Genomic DNA, 20460 nt, shown 5'->3' on the forward strand with positions numbered 1-20460 from the left:
GGGGAGAGGGGAGGGAAAAGGTAAGGCCGGCGGGGTTGACGAAGGCGGTAGGGCAGGCGAAGCCGCCGGGCGGGATACGGCGTCGGAAGGCGGGGTGTACGGAGCCAACTGGCAGGGCGTACGGCGTCGGCGGGGTTCGCAGGGAAACTCCGCCGTGGGCCGATAGCGGCGGGCAGCGGGCAGCGGGCAGCGGGCAGCGGGCAGCGGGCAGCGGGCAGCGGGCAGCGGTCCGTGGGCAGCGGTCAGCGGTCGACGGTCAGCAGGCCATGGGTCGTTGCCCCGCTACGGTTCCGTCGGTGCGATCAGGCTGCGGACGACCGGGGTGGCGATGCGCAGGACGTCTTCCAGGTCGGCCTCGGCGACGTCGGGCAGGCAGAGGACGTAGCGCTGGGTGGCGATGCCCATCATGATCGCCGCGAACAGCCCCGCCCGCAGCCGGGCGTCGGGCGCGTCCATGTTGGCGGCGACCTGGTCCACCGCCTCGGCGGTGACGTGGCGGCGCAGGAGCTCGGCCGCCTCGTCGCTGGTCATGCTGGCGCGCATGAGGACGGCCATGGGGCTGTCGGGGTCCGCCGCCCAGGTGCCCAGCATGCCCCGCAGGTAGTTCTCGACGGTGCGGCTGGGGTCGTCGGTGGTCAGTTCGTCGATGGGGATGGAGAAGTGGACGGCCTCGCGGAACAGCGCCTGCTTGGTGCCGAAGTAGTTGATGACCGACGACTTGTCCACCTCGGCGGCGGCCGCGATGCCGCGGATGGTGGCGCGCTCGTAACCGAGCCGGGCGAACTGGCCGCGGGCCGCCTGGAGGATGCGCCGACGGGTGCGTTCACCCTTGCGTTCGGGCCGGCCGGTGCCCTCGGGGCCGTCGTCCGGCCGGTCCTCACCGGATGTCGGGAACGCCACGTCGGCGCTGGTCATCTCGGTCTCCTTCCGCTTTCCGCTCTGCATGGTACTGGCGTGCCGCACCGCCCCGGGGCGGTGCGGCGGCCATGGCGGGCGGTGGTCCCGGCCGGCGGGGCGTCCGTCAGGCCACGGGCGGGTGGATCTCGTCGGGCCGCGGCTTCTTGGCGTTGACCGCCAGTACCACGATCAGCGCCGCGCCGAGCAGCACCAGGGAGCCCGCCGTGAAGGAGGCCGTGTAGCCGTCGGTGAGGGCGATCTTCGCGCGCTCGACGAGCCCGAAGTCGTGCTCGGTGATGCCCTGGAAGAACGCGGCGCTCGCGTGCGGCAGCTTGTCGTCGGAGACCGTGGTGGCGACGGTGGACAGCGCCGCGAGGCCGAGGGCCCCGCCGACCTGCTGGGAGGCGTCGAGGAGCCCGGAGGCGATGCCCGCGTCGTGCTCGCCGACGCCGCGCACCGCGCCCAGGGTCAGCGGCACCAGGCACAGCCCCAGCCCCAGCGAGGTGACGAACATGGCCGGCATCAGATGGGTGGTGTAGGAGGACGACGCGTCCAGGGTGCTGAACCAGAGCAGCCCGCCCGCCCCGATCAGCGCGCCGGGCGCGACGACGGCCCGCGGCGGGACGAAGGCGACGAGCTTGGCGCCGAGGAAGCCCGCCGAGACGCCCATGCCGAAGGTGAAGGGCAGGTAGGCGAAACCGGTCTTGACCGGGCTGTAGTTGAGGATCTGCTGCATGTACAGCGTGAGGAAGTAGAAGGTGGAGAACATGCCGACGCCGACGAGCAGCATGGTGGCGTACGAGCCGGCGCGGTTGCGGTCCCGCAGCAGGCGCAGCGGCATCATCGGTTCGGCGACGCGGGTCTGGGTGAGCAGGAAGACGCCCAGCAGGACGGCGGCGGCGACGAAGAACGCGATGGTGATGCCGTCGGTCCAGCCGTCCTCGCCGCCGCGGGTGATGGCGTAGACGAGGGAGACCATGCCGGCGGTGGCGGTGATCGCGCCGGGGACGTCCAGGCGGCCGTTGTCCCGGTTGGCCTCGCCCAGGAACCTGGTGCCGAGGACGACGAGGAGCCCGATCGGGACGTTGACGAAGAGGACCCACCGCCAGTTGAGGTAGTCGGTGAGCACGCCGCCGAGCATGAGCCCGAGGGCCGAGCCGACGCCCGCCATGGCGGCGTAGACGCCCAACGCCCGGTTGCGTTCCTTGCCTTCGGGGAAGGTCGTGGCGATCAGGGACAGCGCCGTCGGCGAGGCGATGGCGGCGCCGACGCCCTGGAGCACGCGCGCGCCCAGCAGTGTGGCCTCGTTGGGGGCGAGGCCGCCGAGCAGGGAGGCGAGGGTGAAGACGGCGAGACCGAACCGGAAGACCCGGCGGCGGCCGTAGAGGTCGCCGGCCCGCCCGCCGAGCAGCATCAGGCCGCCGAAGGCCAGGGCGTAGGCGTTGACGACCCAGGCGAGGTTCGAGGACGAGATGTCGAGGTCGGTCTGGATGCTGGGCAGCGCGATGTTCATGATCGTGTTGTCGAGCACGAGTATCAGCTGCGCGGAGGCGATGACGGCCAGGGCAAGTCCCGGGTGGCGCACCGAGGTTGAGGGCTGGGTGGATCGGGGGGCCGTGGTGGTGGGGCTGTCGCTAGACATGGGTTCTCCAGCACGTGACGGAAGGACCGCGAGGGCGGCCCCAAGAAAGTGTACAAGCGTTGTTTTTTCTCTGGAGGTCATCTAGCGTGGTGTCATGAACACCAAATACTCCGCTGTGATCGCGGGTGCTCTGCTGGCGTTCGCCGCCTCCACCGGTGTGGCCGGTGCCGAGACCGAGTGCTCCACCAGCCCGGTGGGCGTGTGGTCCGGCACGGTGAAGTTCAACGACCAGTCCAGCCCGATGGACGTCTCCTTCGGCAAGGACGGCGCCGTCTGCCTGGAGACGCCGGTGAGCGTCGGGCGCGGCGAGTGGGTGAAGACCGGTCCCCGGAAGTTCACGTACACCATCAAGGAAACGTTCAAGGACGGTTCCGGGATGAGCGGTTGGGTCTCCATCGACCAGGACGCGATCCAGAACGGTCCGAAGTTCACCAGCTCCGGCGTGTCGAAGATCTACGACGCGGCCGGCAACCAGGTCGGCACGACCGCGGCCACCACCGAGGCCACCCGCAAGAGCGTTTCGGCGCCCGGCTGCCACAAGTAGCGGCCGCGGCCCACGCTCGCGCCTGAGAACGGGGACGGCGCCACCCACCCCCGAGGGTGGCGCCGTCCCATCCGCATTGAGGGGAACACCATCGATACCGCACTCCTGGCCCTGCACGTGACGCTCGCGCTGGGCCTGACCGTTCTGCTGGGCGTCCAGAGCGCCGAACTCGCCCGCCTGCGGCGGCTGGTGGACGATCCGGGAGAGGCCCGTCCTCATGTCTCGACGACGGTCGTCGCCGCCATCCCGGTGGTGACGGTCGTCGTGGCCGTGACGGGCGGCGCCCTCCTGGGCCGCGGTTTCCGCGGCGGGCCGTGGGTCGGCGCCGGTGTGTTCTCCTGTGTGATCATTATCGCGGCGGCGTTCTGGACCCTGCGCGCGCTGCGCGCGACCACCCCGGAGCGGCCGCGGACGACCGCCGGCCTCGCCGCCGTCCAGTGGGGGACGCCCGCTTTCACGATGGGCGCCACCTTCCTGATGGCCGCCCGTCCGGACAACGCGGGGATCGCCGTGGCACCCGTCGTCCTGGCGGCGCTGGTGACCGCCGCGGCGTTCCGGCGCGGGGGAACCGTCGCCCCGGTGAGCGCCTGACCTCGCGCGACGTAGGCGGCGTGCCGGTGGGGCCTCGTAACGCGCTCGCGGACGGGGTCCCATCGAACCGCGCCGCGCCGCAAGGCGGCCGAGGAGCGGCGACGGGACGCGGTCGTCGAACCGGCCCCACCCCCGGCCCCGCAGTGCGTTGATACGCGCGACGGCCGGCCGGCCCCGCGCCGCTGGCGACGGGGCCGGCCGGCCGAACGGCTCGGGGCCCTCGGAGGCGGATGCCCTGGGCGCGCTCCCGGACTTCACGCCTCCCGGAACCGCACTTCTCAGGTCCACCGTCCGCCCGCACCGGCGGACTTCGGCGGTTGCTCCGCGGAGTGCGACCGGACCGCGCGGACGTCCCGCCGCCCCGGACCGTGCCGGGGCGGAACCGCCGGGCGGCCCGCCACGGCGAACGCCCGGGCGACCAGCCCCGCCACCGTGGTGTCGGCCAGGTCCTCGGACCGGACGGCTTCCGCCCGTGCCTGGGGATGTTCGATGTGCCTCTTCACGATGCTTCCTTCCCCCGTCGCTCTCATGGTGCGTGTCGTTGCGCTGAGTTGGGGTGGTCGCGCGGGGACGGGCGGGCGGTCCGCCCGTCAGCCGCGCTCCGGCGGGCCGAACCAGCGGTCCAGCGCCGCCGTCAGCCCTTCGGGGCCCGGGTCCGTCCACACGACGTAGCCGTCCGGCCGGATCAGGGCGGCGGTGAACTCCGGTGCCGGGAAGCCCGGTTCGGTCCGGGCGCCGACGACGTCCACCCGGCCCGCGGCCGAGGCCGCGACCTCCGCGTCCCCGGGGGACAGGTCCAGCAGCAGTCCCCGGCCGCTCCGGAGCAGCTCGGCGGACGTGACCGGACCGTCCTCGGTGATCAGCCGCAGGTGCGGCAGCCGCGCTCCCAGCGGCGTCGCCGCGAGCCGCGCGTCGCCGTCGGCACCGGCGCCGCCCACGTCGTACCGGACGTCCAGACCGCTGATCATGCCGCCGAGGTGCCGGCGGACCTCCGCGTAGGCGAGCTGCTCGCCGAGGACCGTCCGCAGGGCCTCCACTTCCGGGCCGCCGAGCAGCAGCAGCGCCTGGGCCCGGATGTTGGTGAGGACGCGGGCGCCCACGGCGCGCCGTTCGGCGTCGTAGGTGTCGAGCAGCCCCTTCGGCGCGTGGCCGCGCAGCTCGGCGGCCAGTTTCCAGCCGAGGTTGGCCGCGTCCTGCAGGCCGAGGTTGAGCGCCTGCCCGCCCACCGGCATCTGCGCGTGGGCGGCGTCGCCGGCCAGCAGGATCCGGCCCGCGCGGTAGGTGCTCGCCTGCCGGCAGGTGTCGCCGAAGGCGTTCACCCATGTGGGTGTGCCGCCGCTGATGTCCTCGCCGGTGACCCGCCGCCAGACGGCGGCCACCTCCGCGAACTCCGGTGCGGCGGACCGCCGGACGGCGGCCTGGCCGAACTCGTGCACCATGACGCGGGTGACGCCGTTCCGCGTCGCCGCGATGGCGAGCCCGCCCGGGAGCCGTTCGAAGCGCCGGTCGCGTACGTCGACGCCGAGGACGTCCGCGCGGAGGAGTTCCCTCGTCGCGTCCGTGCCGGGGAAACCGATCCCGGCCAGCCGGCGCACCGTACTGTCCTCGCCGTCGCACCCGACGAGGTAGGACGCCCTGACCCGGACCGGGCCGGCGGGACCGGCGGCCTCCGCCTCGACGTACCCGTCCGCCTCGGTGACGCCCCGCACCTCGTGGCCGCGGCGTACCTCGGCCCCCAGGCCCACCGCCCACTCCCGGAGGAGCTCCTCGGTGCGGGCCTGGGGGACCTTCCACTGGCCCGGGTAGGCGGTGTCGAGCCCGCCCAGGTCGAGGGGGATGCCGCCGAAGTGGCTCATGGCGTCGTTCGGCGGCGTCCCCAGCGGGCCCAGCAGCCCGCGCTGGTCGAGGAGTTCCATGGTGCGGGCGTGCAGCGTGGAGGCCCGGGACTCGGTGGTGGGCTCGGCCAGCCGCTCCAGTACCACCACGTCCGCGCCGCCGAGCCGCAGTTCACCGGCGAGCAGCAGCCCCACCGGGCCCGCGCCGACCACGACGACCTGGGTTTCCACGAACTCGCCCGCCATGCTTCCCTCTTCCTCGCTCCGCGTGTTCCGTCCGGCTCGGTACGCCGTCTCAGCTCCGCGCCTCGGCGTACGCCTTGGCGTGGCCGAGGGTGGCCGTGCTGTTGGTGCTCAGGGCGGTGCGGACGAACCGGCGCGCGTCCTCCAGGCCGGCGTCGGCGCCCAGCACCTTGGTGATGTTCTCGGTGTTGATCACCACCGTGTGCTGGGATGTCGCGTCGACGCCGCCGTCCCGCTCCTCCAGCCGCCAGTACCCGGTGTGCAGGGTCATGAGGGCCGGCAGCACGATCTGCTTGTAGACGATCCGGTCGTGCGGGAAGCACACCCGCACCGACCGGGTGGTGTGCGTGGACCCGTCCTTGGTGCGGGTGTCCATCTCCAGCAGCTGGAGGCCGGGCGTGTCCTCGGTCAGCCCGACCCGGGCGACGTGCGGCAGGCGCTCCGACCACCGGTCGGCCTCGTTGAGGAAGTCGTAGACGTCCTTGACCGAGCCGTCGATCCGCACGGTGTCCTCGAAGGAGAGCAGCAGGTCCTCCCCGCCGCCCACCGCCGCCTCGACGTTGGCCTTCAGGGAGGCCAGTTCGGAACGGCTGTTGCGGTCGACGGCCTGGTCGATCCACTCCAGCTTCGCCGGGTCGTCGTCCACGGCCCGGTAGTCGTGCAGCAGCCGCACCCGCGACTCGTTCTCCCCCAGCGGCTCGATGATCCAGGCACCGCCCATCGCGCCCACGGGCGGCGTGGAGACCTCCTGGCGGAAGTCGACGCGGAGCGCGGACGCGTCCAGGGTGCGGCGGGACGTCCAGCTCTTCGCCTCGCCCTGGGCGGTGGCCCAGATCCGGATGCGCTCCTCCCGCTCGCCGCGCTCCAGGTGCTCGACGTGCACCGTCGGCGGGAAGATCCGCGGCCAGTTCTCCACCTCGGCGATCAGACGGTAGACGGCAGCGGCCGGCGCGAGCACCGTGATCTCGTGCTCGACCTCGCGGGACTCCGGCTGCGTCATGCTCTTCTCCTTGCTCGGTCGGGTTCCTACGCGTCCCGGCGCCCGCCGGTCGCGGGTGTGCTCAGAAGTTGCCGAGGCCGCCGCAGACGTTGATGGCCTGCGCGGTGACGGAAGCGGCGGTGTCGGAGGCCAGGTAGGCGACCATGCCGGCGACCTCCTCCGGGGTGGAGTAGCGGCCCAGCGGGATCTTGGCCTGGAACTTCTCCAGGATGGCCTCCTCGCTGGTCTCGTAGGCCGCCGCGTAGCCCTGGCGGACGCGCTGGGCCATCGGCGTCTCGACGTAGCCGGGGCAGACGGCGTTCACGGTGATGCCGGTGGGCGCCAGCTCGTTGCCGAGGGCCTTGGTGAAGCCCACGACGCCGTGCTTGGAGGCCGAGTACGGGGCGCCGAGGACCACGCCCTGCTTGCCGGCGGTGGAGGCGATGTTGATGATGCGGCCGCGGTCCTTGTGCCGCATGCCACCGGTGTTGAGCACCTCGCGCGTCATCCGGAAGACGCTGTTGAGGTTGGTGTCGATGACGTCGAACCAGAGGTCGTCGGCGATGTCGGCGGTGACGCCGCCCCCGCTGCGGCCGGCGTTGTTCACCAGGACGTCCACCGTGCCGAAGCGGTCGACCGCCGCCCGGACGAACGCCGTGACGTCCTCGGCCGAGCGGACGTCGCACGCGGTGCCGTCGACGTCGAGGCCCTCCGCGCGGAGCTCCTTGACGGTCGAGGCCACGCTCTCGGCGTTGCGGGCGCAGAGGAACACCCGGTGCCCCCGCTCCGCCAGGGCCCGGGTGACGGCGAGGCCGATTCCGCTGGTGGCGCCGGTGACGAGGGCGACCCGCTGCTGTTCGTGCTGGGACATGTCTTCTCCGTGGGTTTCCGTGGCCGCGGGGGGTGCGGGGGCTGCGTGGGCTGCGGGTGGTGTCAGGCCGCGGAGGCGGCGAGCCGGGCGTTCACCAGGTCGACGAGTTCGCGCGGCGTCTTGGCCGTGATCAGCGCGTCGTCGTCACCGGGCAGGTGGAACTCGCGCTCGATGCGGGTGCTCGTCTCCAGCAGCGCCAGGGAGTCGTAGCCGAGGTCCTCGAAGCTGACGTCGGTGATGTCGCCGTCGAGCGCGCTGCCGCTGTCCGCCCCGGCGCCCTCCCGCAGGATGCGCTTGAGGTCGTCGACGGTGAAGGTGGTCTGGGTCATGGCCGGCCTTTCTCGGTTCGCTGTCGTGCCGGGGCGGCCACCGGGCGGTGGGCCTCCCCGGGCCCCGCCGCGGCGGTCGTCCGGTGGGCCGGACGACCGCCGTCGGGCGGGTCGTACGGATCAAGCGGGTCAAGTGGGTCGAACGGGTCAAACGGGCGGATCGGTCAGGCGGTTCGGTCCGGCCGGGCGGCGCGTACGACGACGGCGGAGTTGAACCCGCCGACGCCGCGGGCGAGCACCAGCGCCGAGGCGACCGGCGTCTCCCGCGCCGCCCCGGTCACCAGGTCGAGGCCGTAACCGGGCGCGGCCGTCACATTGACGGTCGGCGGGATCACGCCGTCCCGGATGGACAGCAGCGCCGCCGTCAGGTCGAGCGGAGCGCCGCCGGAGTGCAGCCGGCCCGTCATGGTCTTCGGCGCGGTGACCGGGACGCCGCGCGGCCCGAAGACCGCGTTGATCGCGTCGGCCTCGACACGGTCCAGCTCGACCGTGCCGGCGGCGTCGGCGAAGACGACGTCGATGTCCGAGGGCGCCATGCCGGCGTCGGCCAGCGCCACGTCGATCGCCCTGCGCAGCCCGGGTTCGCGGTCGCTGCCCGGCCGGGGGTCGAAGGTCGCGCCGTAGCCGGCGATCTCTCCGTAGACGTGGGCCGCGCCGCGCCGCCGTGCCGCCTCCGCGTCCTCCAGGACGAGGATCGCGCCGCCCTCGCCCGGGACGTGGCCGGCGGCGGCCTCGTCGAAGGGCAGGTAGGCCCGGTCCGGGGCGTCGGCCGTGCTGAGCCGGCCCGTCGCGAGCTGCGGCACCCAGCCCCACGGGCAGACGGATCCGTCCACGCCGCCGGACACGATCAGGCCGACGCCCTTGCGGATCTGCCGGCGCGCCTGCGCGACGGCGTCCAGCCCGCCCGCCTGGTCGCTGACCACGACGCCGCTCGGGCCGCGCATGCCGTTCCGGATGGAGATCTGGCCGCTGTTGACGGCGTAGAACCAGGCGAAGGACTGGTAGGCGCTGACGTACTGGCCGCCCTTGCTCCACAGGTTCTGCAGCTCCCGCTGGCCGAACTCGAAGCCGCCGGAGGAGCTGGCGGTCACCACGCCCATGTCGAACTCGGGGAGTTCGGACGGGACCACCCCCGCGTCCTCCAGGGCCCAGTCGGCGGCGACGAGGGCCAGCCGCGTCATGTGGTCGGTCTGCGGCAGCAGCCGGCCGGGCAGGTGCCGCTCGGCCTCGAAGCCGGGCACCTCGCCGGCCAGCCGGGTGGGGTACTTGCCGGCGTCGAAGCGGGTGACGGGCCCGATGCCGGAGCGTCCTTCGAGGGTGGCGGACCAGTAGTCCGCCGTTCCCAGTCCGTTGGGCGCCGTGACGCCGAGACCGGTCACCACCACCGGGGCGGTCATGCGGCCCTCCTCTCCGGGGCGGTCAGCACCATCGCGCTCTGGAACCCGCCGAAACCGCTGCCCACCGTGAGCACGGTGTCGGTGCGGTGGTCGCGCGCGGTCAGCGGCACGTAGTCCAGGTCGCACTCGGGGTCCGGGTCGTGCAGGTTGGCGGTGGGCGGGACCACGTTGTTCTCCATGGCCAGCACGGACGCCGCGATCTCGATGGAACCGATGGCCCCGAGCGAGTGTCCGATCATGGACTTGATGGAGCTGACCGGCGTCCGGTAGGCGTGGTCGCCGAGGCTGCTCTTGAACGCGGCGGTCTCGTGCCGGTCGTTCTGCCGGGTGCCCGAGCCGTGGGCGTTGATGTAGTCGATGTCCTCGGGGTTCATCCGCGCCTCGCCGACGGCCGTACGGATGGCCTCGGCCATCTCGCGGCCGTCCGGCCGCAGCCCGGTCATGTGGAAGGCGTTGCACCGGGAGGCGAAACCGGCGATCTCGGCGTGGATGTGGGCACCCCGCCGGCGCGCCGACTCCAGCTCCTCCAGGACGAAGACGGCGGAGCCCTCGCCGAGGACGAAGCCGTTGCGGCTGTTGTCGAACGGCCGCGAGGCGTGCTCGGGATCGTCGTTGCGCGGCGTCGTCGCCTTGATGGCGTCGAAACAGGCGACCGTGATCGGCGAGATCGGGGCGTCGGTGGCGCCGGCCACCATGATGTCGGCCGACCCCTCCGCGATCAGATCGCGGGCGTACCCGACGGAGTCCAGACCGGAGGTGCACCCGGTGGACACCACCGTGGTGGGACCCTCGCCGCCGACCTGCCAGGCCACCTCGGCCGCGATCGAGCTGGGGACCATGTGGTTGTAGAGGTGCGGCACCGCGTACTCGTGATCGACCAGCCACTTGCGGCCGTTGTCGCTGACGACGCGGTACTCCTCCTCCAGCCCCATGGTGCAGCCGACCGCGCTGCCGATGGTCACGCCCGTCCTGGTCGGGTCGAGGTCCGGCAGGTTCAGCCCGCTGCCCTCGACCGCCTCGCGCGCGGCCACCATGGCGAACTGCGTCGCCCGGTCGGCGCGGCGGATCTGCTGCGGCGTCAGGCCGTGCAGCTCCGGGTCGAAGTCGACCTCCGCGGCCACGCGGGAGCGGAAGGGCGACGCGTCGAACGACGAGAGCTTCCCCGTCGCCGTCCTGCCCTCGCTGAGCAGGCTCCAGAAGTTCTTGACGCCGACCCCACCCGGCGCCACGACGCCTATCCCGGTGATCACCACCCGGCGTGCCACTGGCCCAGCCTCCGTTCAGGGAACTCGTGTATGCGATGTGCTTCCGGCCGCCGACGCGCGGGACCGGTCATGAGTTCTGCGCCCAGTGGTAGAAGCGCCGCGCCATGGCGTCGGACGGCGACCGCCAGGTGTCCGGGTCGTAGGCGCCGATGTGGGCCTTCAGGTCCTCGCTGATGTTCACGAACAGCGGGTGCGTGCGGGCCTGCTCGATGCTCTCGCCACCGTTGTCGGAGTCGAAGTCCTGGAGGTGGAAGTAGAGGCCCTGGTACGAGAAGAGCTGCCGGCGGCGCGTGCCCATCAGTCCGGGCATCTCGGTCTTGTCGAACTCGCCGAAGAGGCGCGCGACTTCGTCGGCCGACTCCGGCGCCATGCGCGCCACGATCAGGGTGCTGTGCATCCCGCTTCCTTCCTGGTTCCGTGCTGTGGGGGTAGGGGAGAGGGCCGCCGCGGCGGTGGGGCCGCCCCGGGGTGGTCAGTGGTCTCCGGCCGGTGGCCGGGGCGCGCCGAACCAGCGCCGCAGCGCCTCGGGCAGGCCGTCGGCGCCGGGACCGGGGGCGGCCCAGGCCACGTGGCCGTCGGGGCGGAGCAGTACGGCGGCGGCGCCGGCGAGCGGGTCGTCCGGGGCGTCGGGGGCGTCGGGGCTCTCCGGACGGGACGATCCGGATGAGGGGGACGGGGCGGACGAGTCGCGCGGGCCGGACGGGCCTGCCTTGGCCGTGACGACGTCCACCCGGTCCGCCCACCCGGCCGCCGCGGCCCGGAGCCCGGCGTCGTCGGACAGGTCCAGCAGCACGCCCCGCGCCGCGCGGAGCAACTCGGCGGTACGGCAGGGTCCCTCGGCGGTGACGAGCTCCGTGTCCGGCATCCGCCGGCCCACCAGGGGGTGGTCGTCGGGCCCGGCCGCGTACCGTACGTCCAGACCGCTGACCATGCCGGCCAGGTGCCTGCCGACGGCCTCGTACCGGAGGAGTTCGCCGAGCACGTCCCGCAACGGCCGCACGGCGTCCCCGCCGAGCATGAGCAGACCCTGCGCCCTGGTGTTCAGCAGCAGCCGGGCGCCCACCGGGTGCCGCTCGGAGTGGTAGGTGTCCAGCAGCCCTTCCGGTGCCCGGCCCTGAACCTCGGCGGCGAGCTTCCAGCCCAGGTTGACGGCGTCCTGGACGCTGACGTTGAGCCCTTGGCCGCCGGCGGGCAGGTGGATGTGGGCGGCGTCGCCGGCGAGCAGCACCCGGCCCCGGCGGTACTCGGCGGCCTGCCGCGTCGCGTCGCCGAACGAACTGACCCACCGCGGCGTGGCGTCGCCGATGTCCTCGCCGGTGAGGCGCTGCCAGGTGGCGGCCACCTCGTCGAAGCCCGGGGGTTCGGTGCGGCGGCGCGGGGACGCGGCGCGCTCGCACATGATGACGCGGACGACGCCCCCGCCCAGGGGGGCCCACATGGCCATCCCGCCGGGGACGGACGGGCCGTCGGGCCGCGGCCGGATGTCGACTCCGGTCACGTCCGCCAGGAGCAGCTCCAGGGTCGCCGCCGTGCCGGGGAACGCGAAGCCGGCCAGCCGCCGTACGGTGCTCCGGCCGCCGTCGCACCCGACCACGTAGGAGGCCCGCAGCCGGCGTTCGCCGTCCGGGGTGCGGAGGAGGACGTCGACGCCCGCGCCGTCGTCGGTGAGGCCGACGAGTTCCCAGCCGCGCCGGATGTCGGCCCCCAGCCCGGAAACCCATGTGGTGAGCACTTCCTCGGTGCGGGACTGGGGGATGCCCTGCACCCCGAAATGGCCGCCGTCGAGGACGCCGAAATCCAGGGGGAGCCCGCCGAAATGACCGGCGCGCGTGGTGGTGAGATCGCCGAACAACGGGAGGATCCCGCGCTGGTCGAATATCTCCATGGTACGTGCATTGAATCCCAGTCCGCGGGATTCTCCGCTGGGCTCGGGAAGGCGGTCCACCAGTACGCAGTCCACTCCGGCCAGCCGGAGTTCCCCGGCCAGCACGAGTCCTGCCGGACCGGCTCCCGCAATCAGGACCGCGGTGTCCGTGGGCCTTTTCTCGGCTGCCACGAACCCTCCCCCCTCGACTCTGTGCGATTTCGTGCGGTGACGCTTTTGGCGGGTTCCAGCTTCTGCTTTGCGGGGGGTGGGCGTCAACGCGTCCTGTTCAAGACCTCTGTGAACTTACTTCAGGGGAACGTCAATTCTTCAGAGGAACGCAAGGGTCATGTCAGAGGACTTCAAAGTCGCTCGTGGCGGCGTCGTGGGAGGCGCTGTGCGGGAGCGCCCCGGCGGGCCGGGCGGCCGGCCCGCGACCGTCCCGGAAAAACGTCATGGGCCCCCGGTTTCGGGGGCCCATGAGTGGGTGCGGTCCGACGACCCGTGCGCGGCGCTACGGCCGGCGGGCGCCGCTAGGGGCGGCCGATGCGGAAGCCGACGCCGCGCACGGTGACGATCCAGGAAGCGGAGCCCAACTTGTTCCGCAGGCTGCTGACGTGGGTGTCGATCGTGCGGCCGGACCGGCTCCAGTTGTCGTCCCAGACCTTCGACATGATCTCCCGGCGCGACACCACGGTGTCCGGCTTGGAGACCAGCAGCAGAAGCAGGTCGAATTCTTTTCTGGTGACGTTGACGACATCTCCGTCCAGGCGGATTTCACGGGCTCCCGGGTCGATTTCGAGAGGACCGTAGAAAACGGTTTTGTCGGCCGGTTGTGCCGGGCGGGCGCGCCGCATGACCGCTTCGATACGGGCGGCGAGTTCCTGGAATCCGTACGGCCGCACCACGTAATCGTCGGCACCGGCTCGCAGGCCCAGTACACAATCCAGTTCCGTTCCCCTGGAGGATACGGCGATGATGGGCGTCTCGCTGGCGGCCCGAATGCTCCGGCAGACTTCCAGGCCGTCGAGATCGGGCAGTTCCAGGTCGGTGAGCACCAGATCGGCCGCAGGATATGTGGCCAGCGCTTCCTGTGCTGTGCCCACATTGCGGGTTTCGTATCCCTGCCGACGCAGGTTGTGGGCGAGAGATTCGCCCACGGATGTATCTCCTGCCACCACTAGCACATGCATTGGCGCCCCCCGAGCGCTGTTCCAACAGGTAGTTGAATCGTAACAGCGCGGCCGGGCCGTCCAAGTGCATTGTGTACCGAATCACAATGAACGTGCGAGTAAGCTTTCGTGGCCCGGGCAGGCCTGTGCGGCGACCCAATGGGACGGGAAAGCGACCGGAATCCGGACGCTCCGCCGCAGGGCGCGGCGTCCGTTATCCGGAGTAATGGCGGGCCTTAATCCGCGAAACAGGGCGGAGTGCTGGTTTCCGCGTCGGCGGCGTTCGCCGCGAAGCCCGCCGAAGGGGAATGCGTGGTATGCGCGACGGGTCGGCGAGGTGAATTCAAGGGCACAGGCGCAGGTACGGGCACAGGTGCGGGCCCAGGCCCGGACGCGAGCATGGGCATGGCCGCGGGCCCGGGTCCGCGGGGAGGGCCGGTGCGGGGCAAGCGCCATGGCCGCGCGCGGAGTCGGGCGGCTCCCGCCCCGTACGCGCTTCGGCGCACCCGGGCGGAACGGCGGGGTGCCGGGGAGGATTGACGCTCCGCCGGACGCGTGGCGCGCCGGCGGGACGGCTCAGGCCGAGGCCGGGCACGCCCGTCCCGCGGCCGGCTCTCCGAGGGCCGATGCCGTGGGAGCCGGTGCCGCGGAAACCGGGCGTGAGTGAACGGACGTCGCGTGAGCGAACGTCGTATAAGTGGATCCGGCGTAAGCCGGAAACGCCGCGCCGGCGTCTTCCCTGGAATCGGCGAACTCGCACCGAGGACTCCCCCTGCCGACCTGCTGCGGAACGGAATCGGAGATCGCTAGGCCCGTGCTTCGTCGGCGGGCCCGGCCGTACCACACTGCGATCTTGGGGGCCGTGCGGCGAGCGATATCGGCGCCGCGCATCCCGAGAACTCGTACCCAGCCATGCCTCTTACCCCCGTGCCTGACGAGTAGGGAGTCATAGTAACCAGGCGGGTCCCGGCGGGCAAGAACAATCGTTCTACCGTCTCCCGCTTTACTGGAAGTGCCGCTGTTTGTCCGGCTGTTCTCCGCTATTCGCTCACAAAGCCCCTTTCCTCGCCCCGAAAACGAAAAGCGGGCAATGCGGGGGCTTTGCCGTGGTTTCCCCTCGTCCCGGTCGCGGAACGAACGCACCGCGCCCACCCGGTGCGGTCCGCAGCCCCAGCGGGAGCGGCCCGCTCCGCCGGTCGGAAAACCGGTGGGGAAGGAAGCGGCTCCCCGGCGATACTCGAACCGTGTTCCTCACCATCAGCACCACCGGCCATGACGGCATTCCCGCGACCGACCTGGGCTTCCTGCTGCACAAGCACCCCGAGCGCGCGCAGCGGTTCCCGACCTCGCACGGCACCGCGCACGTCTTCTACCCCGAGGCCACGGCGGAGCGTTGCACGGCGGCACTGCTGCTGGAGGTGGACCCCGTGGCGCTCGTGCGGCGCGGCGCCGGCAAGGGGCGCGGGGGCGCGCCGGACACGGCGTCGGCCCGGTACGTCAACGACCGGCCCTACGCCGCGTCTTCCCTGCTGGCCGTCGCCCTCGGCGCCGTCTTCTCCAGCGCGATGAAGGGGAAGTGCGCCGCACGCCCCGAACTCCCGCTCCGGCGCCTCCCGTTGCGGATCGAGCTGCCCGTCGTTCCCGCGCGCGGCGGGGCCGCGCTGGTGGAGCGCCTCTTCGCGCCGCTCGGCTGGACGGTCACGGCACGGCCGCTGCCGTTGGACGAACGGTTCCCGGAGTGGGGGGACTCCCGGTACGTCGCGCTGGTGCTGGAGGGCGAGCAGCCGCTCGCCGACGCACTGCGGCAGCTCTACGTGCTGCTGCCGGTGCTGGACGACGCCAAGCACTACTGGGTCGCCCCGGACGAGGTGGACAAGCTGCTCCGCTCCGGCGAGGGGTGGCTGGCCGGCCACCCCGAGCGGCGGCTGGTCGCCGACCGGTTCCTGGCCCGCCGCCGGTCCCTCGCCCGGGACGCCCTCGACCGGCTCGCCCTGGCCCGGCTCGCCGAGGCGGAGAACGCGGAGCCGGAGGAGCTCGACAACGCCGTGGACGAGTCGGTGGACACCGAGGAGAAGCCGGTGCCGCTGGCGGTCCGGCGCCGCGAGGCCGTCGTCGAAGCCCTGTGTGCCGCCGGCGCCGCCCGGGTGCTCGACCTGGGCTGCGGCCAGGGCCAGTTGGTGGGGGAACTGCTCAAGGACCCCCGGTTCACGGAGGTCGTCGGAGTCGACGTGTCGGTGCGCGCGCTCCGGGCCGCGGCGCGCCGGCTGCGCCTGGAGCACCTGCACGAGCGGCAGGCCGCCCGGGTGCGCCTCCTCCAGGGGTCCCTCGCCTACACGGACCGGCGCCTGGCGGGCTACGACGCGGCCGTCCTCAGCGAGGTGGTCGAGCACGTCGACCCGGAGCGGCTGCCGGCCCTGGAGCACGCGGTGTTCGGGGCGGCACGGCCCGGGACCGTCCTCGTCACCACGCCGAACGTGGAGTACAACGTCCGCTGGGAGTCCCTGCCCGCCGGCCGGTCACGGCACGCGGACCACCGCTTCGAGTGGACGCGCGAGGAGTTCCGCGCCTGGGCGGAGGCGGTGGCCGGGCGGTACGGCTACCGGGTCGGCTTCCGACCGGTGGGCCCCGACGACCCCGAGGTGGGACCGCCGACCCAGATGGCCGTCTTCCGGCGGGACGCGAGCGGTGACGGAGGCGGCGCCGGAGGCCGCTCCGCCGCACACGCGACGGCCGACGGCACGGCCGACGCCGTCCCCGCCCCAGCCCCGACACCGCAGAACGACCCCACCCCGACACCGAAGGAGGCGAAGGCCGTATGAGCGCCACCGCCGTCACTCCGCCCCCGCCCGGCGCACCGGAGGCGGAAGCCCGCGCCCTCGCCGTCCCCGACCTCTCCCTCGTCGTCCTCGTCGGCGCCACCGGATCGGGCAAGTCCACCTTCGCCGCCCGGCACTTCGCGCCCACCGAGACCCTCTCCTCCGACGTCTGCCGGGGCCTGGTCAGCGACGACGCCAACGACCAGGCGGCCACCGCGGACGCCTTCGACGTCCTGCACTACATCGCCGGCAAACGGCTCGCCGCCGGGCGGCTCACCGTGGTGGACGCCACCAACGTCCAGTCCGAAGCGCGCAAGAGCCTGATCCGGCTCGCCCGCGAGCACGACGTGCTGCCCGTCGCGATCGTCCTCGACGTCCCCGAGGAGGTCTGCGCCGCCCGCAACGCCGCCCGCCCCGACCGGGCCGGGCTCCCGCGCCGCGTCATCCAGCGCCACCAGCGCGAACTGCGGAGGTCCGTGAAACACCTGGAGCGCGAGGGGTTCCGCAAGGTGCACGTCCTGCGCGGAACGGAACAGGTCGAGGCCGCCCGCGTCGTCCGCGAACGCCGCTTCAACGACCTGCGCCACCTCACCGGCCCGTTCGACATCATCGGCGACGTCCACGGCTGCCGCGCGGAGCTGGAGAGCCTGCTCACCCGGCTCGGCTACGGCATCGAGCGCGACGACCGGGGCCGCCCGGTGGACGCCGTCCACCCGGCGGGGCGGACCGCCGTGTTCGTCGGCGACCTGGTCGACCGCGGCCCGGACAGCCCCGGCGTGCTGCGCCTGGCGATGGGCATGGTCGAGGCCGGGCACGCCCTGTGCGTCCCCGGCAACCACGAGAACAAGCTCGGCCGCCATCTGTCCGGCCGTACCGTCCGGCACACCCACGGCTTGGCCGAGACGGTCGGGCAACTGGGCGCCGAGGAGCTGGAGTTCGTGGAGCGCGTCCACGCGTTCATCCGGTCGCTGGTCAGTCACTACGTGCTGGACGGCGGGGCGCTCGTGGTCTGCCACGCCGGTCTGCCCGAGAAGTACCACGGCCGGACCTCAGGACGCGTCCGCTCGCACGCCCTGTACGGCGACACGACGGGGGAGACCGACGAGTTCGGCCTGCCCGTGCGCTACCCCTGGGCCGAGGACTACCGCGGCCGGGCCGCCGTCGTCTACGGCCACACCCCCGTCCCGAACGCCACCTGGCTCAACAACACCATCTGCCTCGACACCGGCGCCGTCTTCGGCGGCAGGCTGACCGCGCTGCGCTGGCCCGAGCGGGAGCTGGTGGACGTGCCCGCCGAACGCGTCTGGTACGAGCCGGTCAAGCCGCTCGCCCAGGACGCGCCGGGCGGCGCCGACGGCCGGCCGCTCGACCTCGCCGACGTCACCGGCCGCCGCGTGGTGGAGACCCGGCACCTGGGCCGGCTCGCCGTGAAGGAGGAGAACGCCGCCGCCGCGCTGGAGGTCATGAGCCGCTTCGCCGCGGACCCGCGGCACCTGCTCTACCTGCCGCCGACCATGGCGCCCTGCGCCACCTCCCGCGAGGAGGGCTATCTGGAGCACCCCGCCGAGGCGTTCGCCGCCTACCGCGCGGAGGGCGTCCGGCGGGTCGTCTGCCAGGAGAAGCACATGGGCTCGCGCGCGGTGGTCCTGGTCTGCCGGGACGCGGAGACGGCCCGGGCGCGGTTCCATACGCCGGAGGGCCTCCCGGGCATGGTCGTCACCCGCACCGGACGGCCGTTCCTCGACGACCCGGAGACCGCGCGCCGGCTGCTGGCGCGAGTGGCGCGGAGCGTCGACGGCGCCGGGCTGTGGCAGGAGCTGGCCACGGACTGGCTGCTGCTGGACGCCGAGCTGATGCCCTGGTCGCTGAAGGCGGGCGGGCTGCTCCGCGGCCAGTACGCCGCCGTGGGCGCCGCCGCCCGCGAGGTGTTCCCCGCGGCGCTGTCCGCGCTGGAGGCCGCGGCGGGCCGGGGCGTCGACGTCACCGCCCTGCTCGGCCGCCAGCGCGAACGCGCGGCCGACGGCGCGGCGTTCGCGGAGGCGTACGGGCGCTACTGCTGGCCCGTCGGCGACGCCGCGCGCGGCCGGCCCGGCGAGCCGTCCCCGGACGGGCCGCCGCGCCCCGCCGGCGCCACCCGGACGGACGGCCTGGACGGTATCCGGCTCGCGCCGTTCCAGGTCCTCGCCGCCGAGGGGCGGACGCTCGCCAGGCTGCCGCACGACGAGCACCTGGCGCTGATCGACCGGATGATCGAGGCCGAGGGGACCGCCGCCGCGCCGGACGACCGGCCGGACGGCCACCGCCGTCCGTTGACGAACCGCGTCCTGGCCCCCACCCGCCGGCTCGTCGTCGACACGGAGGACGAGGCGTCCGTGGCCGCCGGCGTCCGGTGGTGGCTGGACCTCACGGCCGCCGGCGGCGAGGGCATGGTGGTCAAGCCCGCCGGGTCGTACGTCCGCAAGGAGGACGGCGGGCTCGTCCAGCCGGGCGTCAAGTGCCGCGGCCGGGAGTACCTCCGGATCGTCTACGGCCCCGAGTACACCCGCCCGGAGAACCTGACCCGCCTCCGCGACCGCCACCTCGGCCACAAGCGGTCGCTGGCCCTCCGCGAGTACGCGCTGGGCCTGGAGGCCCTGGACCGGCTGGCGGACGGCGAGCCGCTGTGGCGGGTGCACGAGGCGGTGTTCGCGGTGCTGGCCCTGGAGTCGGAGCCGGTGGACCCGCGGCTGTGAGGGAGGCGGCTGCCGCCCGTCCCCCAGGGGGCGCGGCGGACGGCCGCCCCCACGGAGCCGGCCCTACGCCGCCCGCCGCGCCCGGAACGTCCTCCGGTAGTCGTTCGGAGGCACGCCCACCGCCTTGGTGAAGCGGCGGCGGAGGTTGGCCGCCGTACCCAGGCCGCAGAGCTCGGCCACGCGGTCGACGGAGGCGTCGCTCGCCTCCAGCAACTCCCGGGCCCGCGCGATGCGCTGGGCCTGGAGCCACCGCATGGGCGTCGTACCGGTCGCCGCGTGGAAGCGGCGCATCAGCGTGCGCGGGCTGGTGTGCGCCTGGCGGGCCAGGTCGGTGACGGTCAGGGGCTCGGCGAGCCGCTGCGCGGCCCAGTGCAGGAGGGGCGCCAGCGACTCGTCCGTCCGCCCGGGCAGCGGCGCCTCGATGAACTGGGCCTGGCCGCCCGGCCGGTGGGCCGGCGCGACGAGCTGCCGGGCCACCGCGTTCGCGGCCTCGACGCCGAAGTCCTGGCGGATGAGGTGCAGGCAGACGTCGATGCTCGCGGTCGAGCCCGCGCCGGTGACCACGTCGCCGTGGTCGACGTAGAGGACCGACGGGTCCACCCGCACCGCCGGGTAGCGCTCGCCGAGCAGCCGCGCGTACCCCCAGTGCGTGGTCGCCGTCCGGCCGTCCAGCAGCCCCGTGGCCGCGAGCGTGAACGCGCCCGAGCACAGCGACACCACCCGCGCGCCCCGCCGGTGCGCCTCGCGCACGGCGTCCACCAACTCCGGCGGCGGGTCGCCGTACACGTCGGCGGAGGCGGGGACGAGGACGGTGTCGGCGGTGACCAGGTCGTCGACGCCGTGCGGGGTCCGGGTGCGGAACCACGAGCGCGCGCGGGCGTCGCCCTCCGCCGTGCCGATCGCGCAGACGCGCAGGTCGTACCAGCCCTCGGGAGCGGCGCGGCCGCCCGGCCCGCTCTCGTTCGCACCCGGACCGGTCACGCCGCCGGTGTCGCCCCACCGCAGCACACCGCCCCGGCCGAAGATGTCCGCGCCGAACACATGGCAGGGGATGGCCAACTCGAAGAACGGCATGCCGTCGGTGGCGGCCACGGCGATGGAAGGCATGGCAGTAATGTACCGGGCGTTGTCGTTACCGCCACTCGTGGCCGGACGCCGCCCTCCCGATGCTGGGGTGCATGAAGTCCCTGCCGGAGAGCGCCAAGACGCCGAACCCCCCGTCTCGACCACCTCAGGAATCCCTGTCTCTTATTCACATCTCCGAGCCAACGAGACCGTACTTG

Annotated in this window: 17 protein-coding genes; 4 read left to right on the forward strand and 13 right to left on the reverse strand. The window is 73.2% G+C overall.

The genetic code is table 11. The annotated features are described in order from the left end of the window. Positions 1 to 282 precede the first annotated feature (282 nt). Both ACSNOK_RS15740 and ACSNOK_RS15745 read right to left on the reverse strand, forming a co-directional pair. Positions 283 to 915: a TetR family transcriptional regulator gene (locus ACSNOK_RS15740; protein ID WP_436781292.1), complete on the reverse strand. Its 633-nt coding sequence runs from the start codon at positions 913 to 915 to the stop codon at positions 283 to 285. A 106-nt stretch (positions 916 to 1021) separates the two neighbouring features. Continuing rightward, on the reverse strand, positions 1022 to 2539 hold the full coding sequence (locus ACSNOK_RS15745; RefSeq protein ID WP_436781293.1) for an MFS transporter: 1518 nt from the start codon (positions 2537 to 2539) through the stop codon (positions 1022 to 1024). 94 nt (positions 2540 to 2633) lie between these two features. Between ACSNOK_RS15745 and ACSNOK_RS15750 the strand changes: the two genes are divergently transcribed. Then, positions 2634 to 3083, forward strand: coding sequence for a hypothetical protein (locus ACSNOK_RS15750; RefSeq protein WP_436781294.1), 450 nt, complete (start codon positions 2634 to 2636; stop codon positions 3081 to 3083). A 117-nt stretch (positions 3084 to 3200) separates the two neighbouring features. Next, positions 3201 to 3674, forward strand: coding sequence for a hypothetical protein (locus tag ACSNOK_RS15755; RefSeq protein ID WP_436781295.1), 474 nt, complete (start codon positions 3201 to 3203; stop codon positions 3672 to 3674). A 278-nt stretch (positions 3675 to 3952) separates the two neighbouring features. Here the strand turns inward: ACSNOK_RS15755 and ACSNOK_RS15760 are convergent, their stop codons facing one another. The 10 genes from ACSNOK_RS15760 to ACSNOK_RS15805 all read right to left on the reverse strand — a co-directional run bounded on the left by ACSNOK_RS15760 (position 3953) and on the right by ACSNOK_RS15805 (position 13650). Continuing rightward, entirely contained in the window at positions 3953 to 4177 is a 225-nt protein-coding gene (locus ACSNOK_RS15760) for a hypothetical protein (protein ID WP_436781296.1), read from the reverse strand. An 87-nt stretch (positions 4178 to 4264) separates the two neighbouring features. Continuing rightward, the gene (locus ACSNOK_RS15765) at positions 4265 to 5755 is read right to left on the reverse strand and encodes an FAD-dependent monooxygenase (protein ID WP_436781297.1); all 1491 of its coding nucleotides are present in this window, start codon (positions 5753 to 5755) and stop codon (positions 4265 to 4267) included. Positions 5756 to 5804: 49 nt separating this feature from the next. Beyond that, positions 5805 to 6752: an aromatase/cyclase gene (locus tag ACSNOK_RS15770; RefSeq protein WP_436781298.1), complete on the reverse strand. Its 948-nt coding sequence runs from the start codon at positions 6750 to 6752 to the stop codon at positions 5805 to 5807. 61 nt (positions 6753 to 6813) lie between these two features. After that, positions 6814 to 7602: a 3-oxoacyl-ACP reductase gene (locus ACSNOK_RS15775; RefSeq protein ID WP_436781299.1), complete on the reverse strand. Its 789-nt coding sequence runs from the start codon at positions 7600 to 7602 to the stop codon at positions 6814 to 6816. A gap of 62 nt (positions 7603 to 7664) precedes the next feature. Next, positions 7665 to 7931, reverse strand: coding sequence for an acyl carrier protein (locus ACSNOK_RS15780; RefSeq protein WP_436781300.1), 267 nt, complete (start codon positions 7929 to 7931; stop codon positions 7665 to 7667). Positions 7932 to 8095: 164 nt separating this feature from the next. After that, entirely contained in the window at positions 8096 to 9328 is a 1233-nt protein-coding gene (locus ACSNOK_RS15785; RefSeq protein ID WP_436781301.1) for a ketosynthase chain-length factor, read from the reverse strand. Then, complete coding sequence (locus ACSNOK_RS15790; protein ID WP_436781302.1) at positions 9325 to 10593, reverse strand: beta-ketoacyl-[acyl-carrier-protein] synthase family protein; 1269 nt, start codon at positions 10591 to 10593, stop codon at positions 9325 to 9327. The genes ACSNOK_RS15785 and ACSNOK_RS15790 overlap by 4 nt, the downstream gene beginning before the upstream one ends. Before the next feature lie 67 nt (positions 10594 to 10660). After that, entirely contained in the window at positions 10661 to 10990 is a 330-nt protein-coding gene (locus tag ACSNOK_RS15795; protein WP_436781303.1) for a TcmI family type II polyketide cyclase, read from the reverse strand. A 75-nt stretch (positions 10991 to 11065) separates the two neighbouring features. After that, positions 11066 to 12649: an FAD-dependent monooxygenase gene (locus tag ACSNOK_RS15800; RefSeq protein ID WP_436781304.1), complete on the reverse strand. Its 1584-nt coding sequence runs from the start codon at positions 12647 to 12649 to the stop codon at positions 11066 to 11068. Positions 12650 to 12990: 341 nt separating this feature from the next. Continuing rightward, entirely contained in the window at positions 12991 to 13650 is a 660-nt protein-coding gene (locus ACSNOK_RS15805) for a response regulator transcription factor (RefSeq protein ID WP_436781305.1), read from the reverse strand. A 1223-nt stretch (positions 13651 to 14873) separates the two neighbouring features. Between ACSNOK_RS15805 and ACSNOK_RS15810 the strand changes: the two genes are divergently transcribed. Together ACSNOK_RS15810 and ACSNOK_RS15815 are read left to right on the forward strand one after the other, a co-directional pair. Then, positions 14874 to 16448 (forward strand): 3' terminal RNA ribose 2'-O-methyltransferase Hen1, encoded by a 1575-nt coding sequence (locus ACSNOK_RS15810; protein WP_436781306.1) that lies wholly within the window; start codon positions 14874 to 14876, stop codon positions 16446 to 16448. Next, positions 16445 to 19177: a polynucleotide kinase-phosphatase gene (locus ACSNOK_RS15815; RefSeq protein ID WP_436781307.1), complete on the forward strand. Its 2733-nt coding sequence runs from the start codon at positions 16445 to 16447 to the stop codon at positions 19175 to 19177. The genes ACSNOK_RS15810 and ACSNOK_RS15815 overlap by 4 nt, the downstream gene beginning before the upstream one ends. A 63-nt stretch (positions 19178 to 19240) precedes the next feature. Here ACSNOK_RS15815 and ACSNOK_RS15820 read toward each other — a convergent pair whose 3' ends face one another. Beyond that, complete coding sequence (locus ACSNOK_RS15820) at positions 19241 to 20284, reverse strand: GlxA family transcriptional regulator (protein WP_436781308.1); 1044 nt, start codon at positions 20282 to 20284, stop codon at positions 19241 to 19243. Positions 20285 to 20460 lie beyond the last annotated feature (176 nt).

Origin of the sequence: Streptomyces sp. URMC 126, from assembly GCF_051386555.1 — a bacterium.
GTDB lineage: Bacteria > Actinomycetota > Actinomycetes > Streptomycetales > Streptomycetaceae > Streptomyces.

Bases quoted from the DNA above. Each gene is read 5' to 3' on its own strand.
- ACSNOK_RS15765 (WP_436781297.1), bottom strand. From the start codon at position 5,755: ATGGCGGGCGAGTTCGTGGAAACCCAGGTCGTCGTGGTCGGCGCGGGC.
- ACSNOK_RS15745 (WP_436781293.1), bottom strand. From the start codon at position 2,539: ATGTCTAGCGACAGCCCCACCACCACGGCCCCCCGATCCACCCAGCCC.
- ACSNOK_RS15785 (WP_436781301.1), bottom strand. From the start codon at position 9,328: ATGACCGCCCCGGTGGTGGTGACCGGTCTCGGCGTCACGGCGCCCAAC.
- ACSNOK_RS15750 (WP_436781294.1), top strand. From the start codon at position 2,634: ATGAACACCAAATACTCCGCTGTGATCGCGGGTGCTCTGCTGGCGTTC.
- ACSNOK_RS15795 (WP_436781303.1), bottom strand. From the start codon at position 10,990: ATGCACAGCACCCTGATCGTGGCGCGCATGGCGCCGGAGTCGGCCGAC.
- ACSNOK_RS15780 (WP_436781300.1), bottom strand. From the start codon at position 7,931: ATGACCCAGACCACCTTCACCGTCGACGACCTCAAGCGCATCCTGCGG.
- ACSNOK_RS15770 (WP_436781298.1), bottom strand. From the start codon at position 6,752: ATGACGCAGCCGGAGTCCCGCGAGGTCGAGCACGAGATCACGGTGCTC.
- ACSNOK_RS15775 (WP_436781299.1), bottom strand. From the start codon at position 7,602: ATGTCCCAGCACGAACAGCAGCGGGTCGCCCTCGTCACCGGCGCCACC.
- ACSNOK_RS15820 (WP_436781308.1), bottom strand. From the start codon at position 20,284: ATGCCTTCCATCGCCGTGGCCGCCACCGACGGCATGCCGTTCTTCGAG.
- ACSNOK_RS15815 (WP_436781307.1), top strand. From the start codon at position 16,445: ATGAGCGCCACCGCCGTCACTCCGCCCCCGCCCGGCGCACCGGAGGCG.
- ACSNOK_RS15805 (WP_436781305.1), bottom strand. From the start codon at position 13,650: ATGCATGTGCTAGTGGTGGCAGGAGATACATCCGTGGGCGAATCTCTC.
- ACSNOK_RS15740 (WP_436781292.1), bottom strand. From the start codon at position 915: ATGACCAGCGCCGACGTGGCGTTCCCGACATCCGGTGAGGACCGGCCG.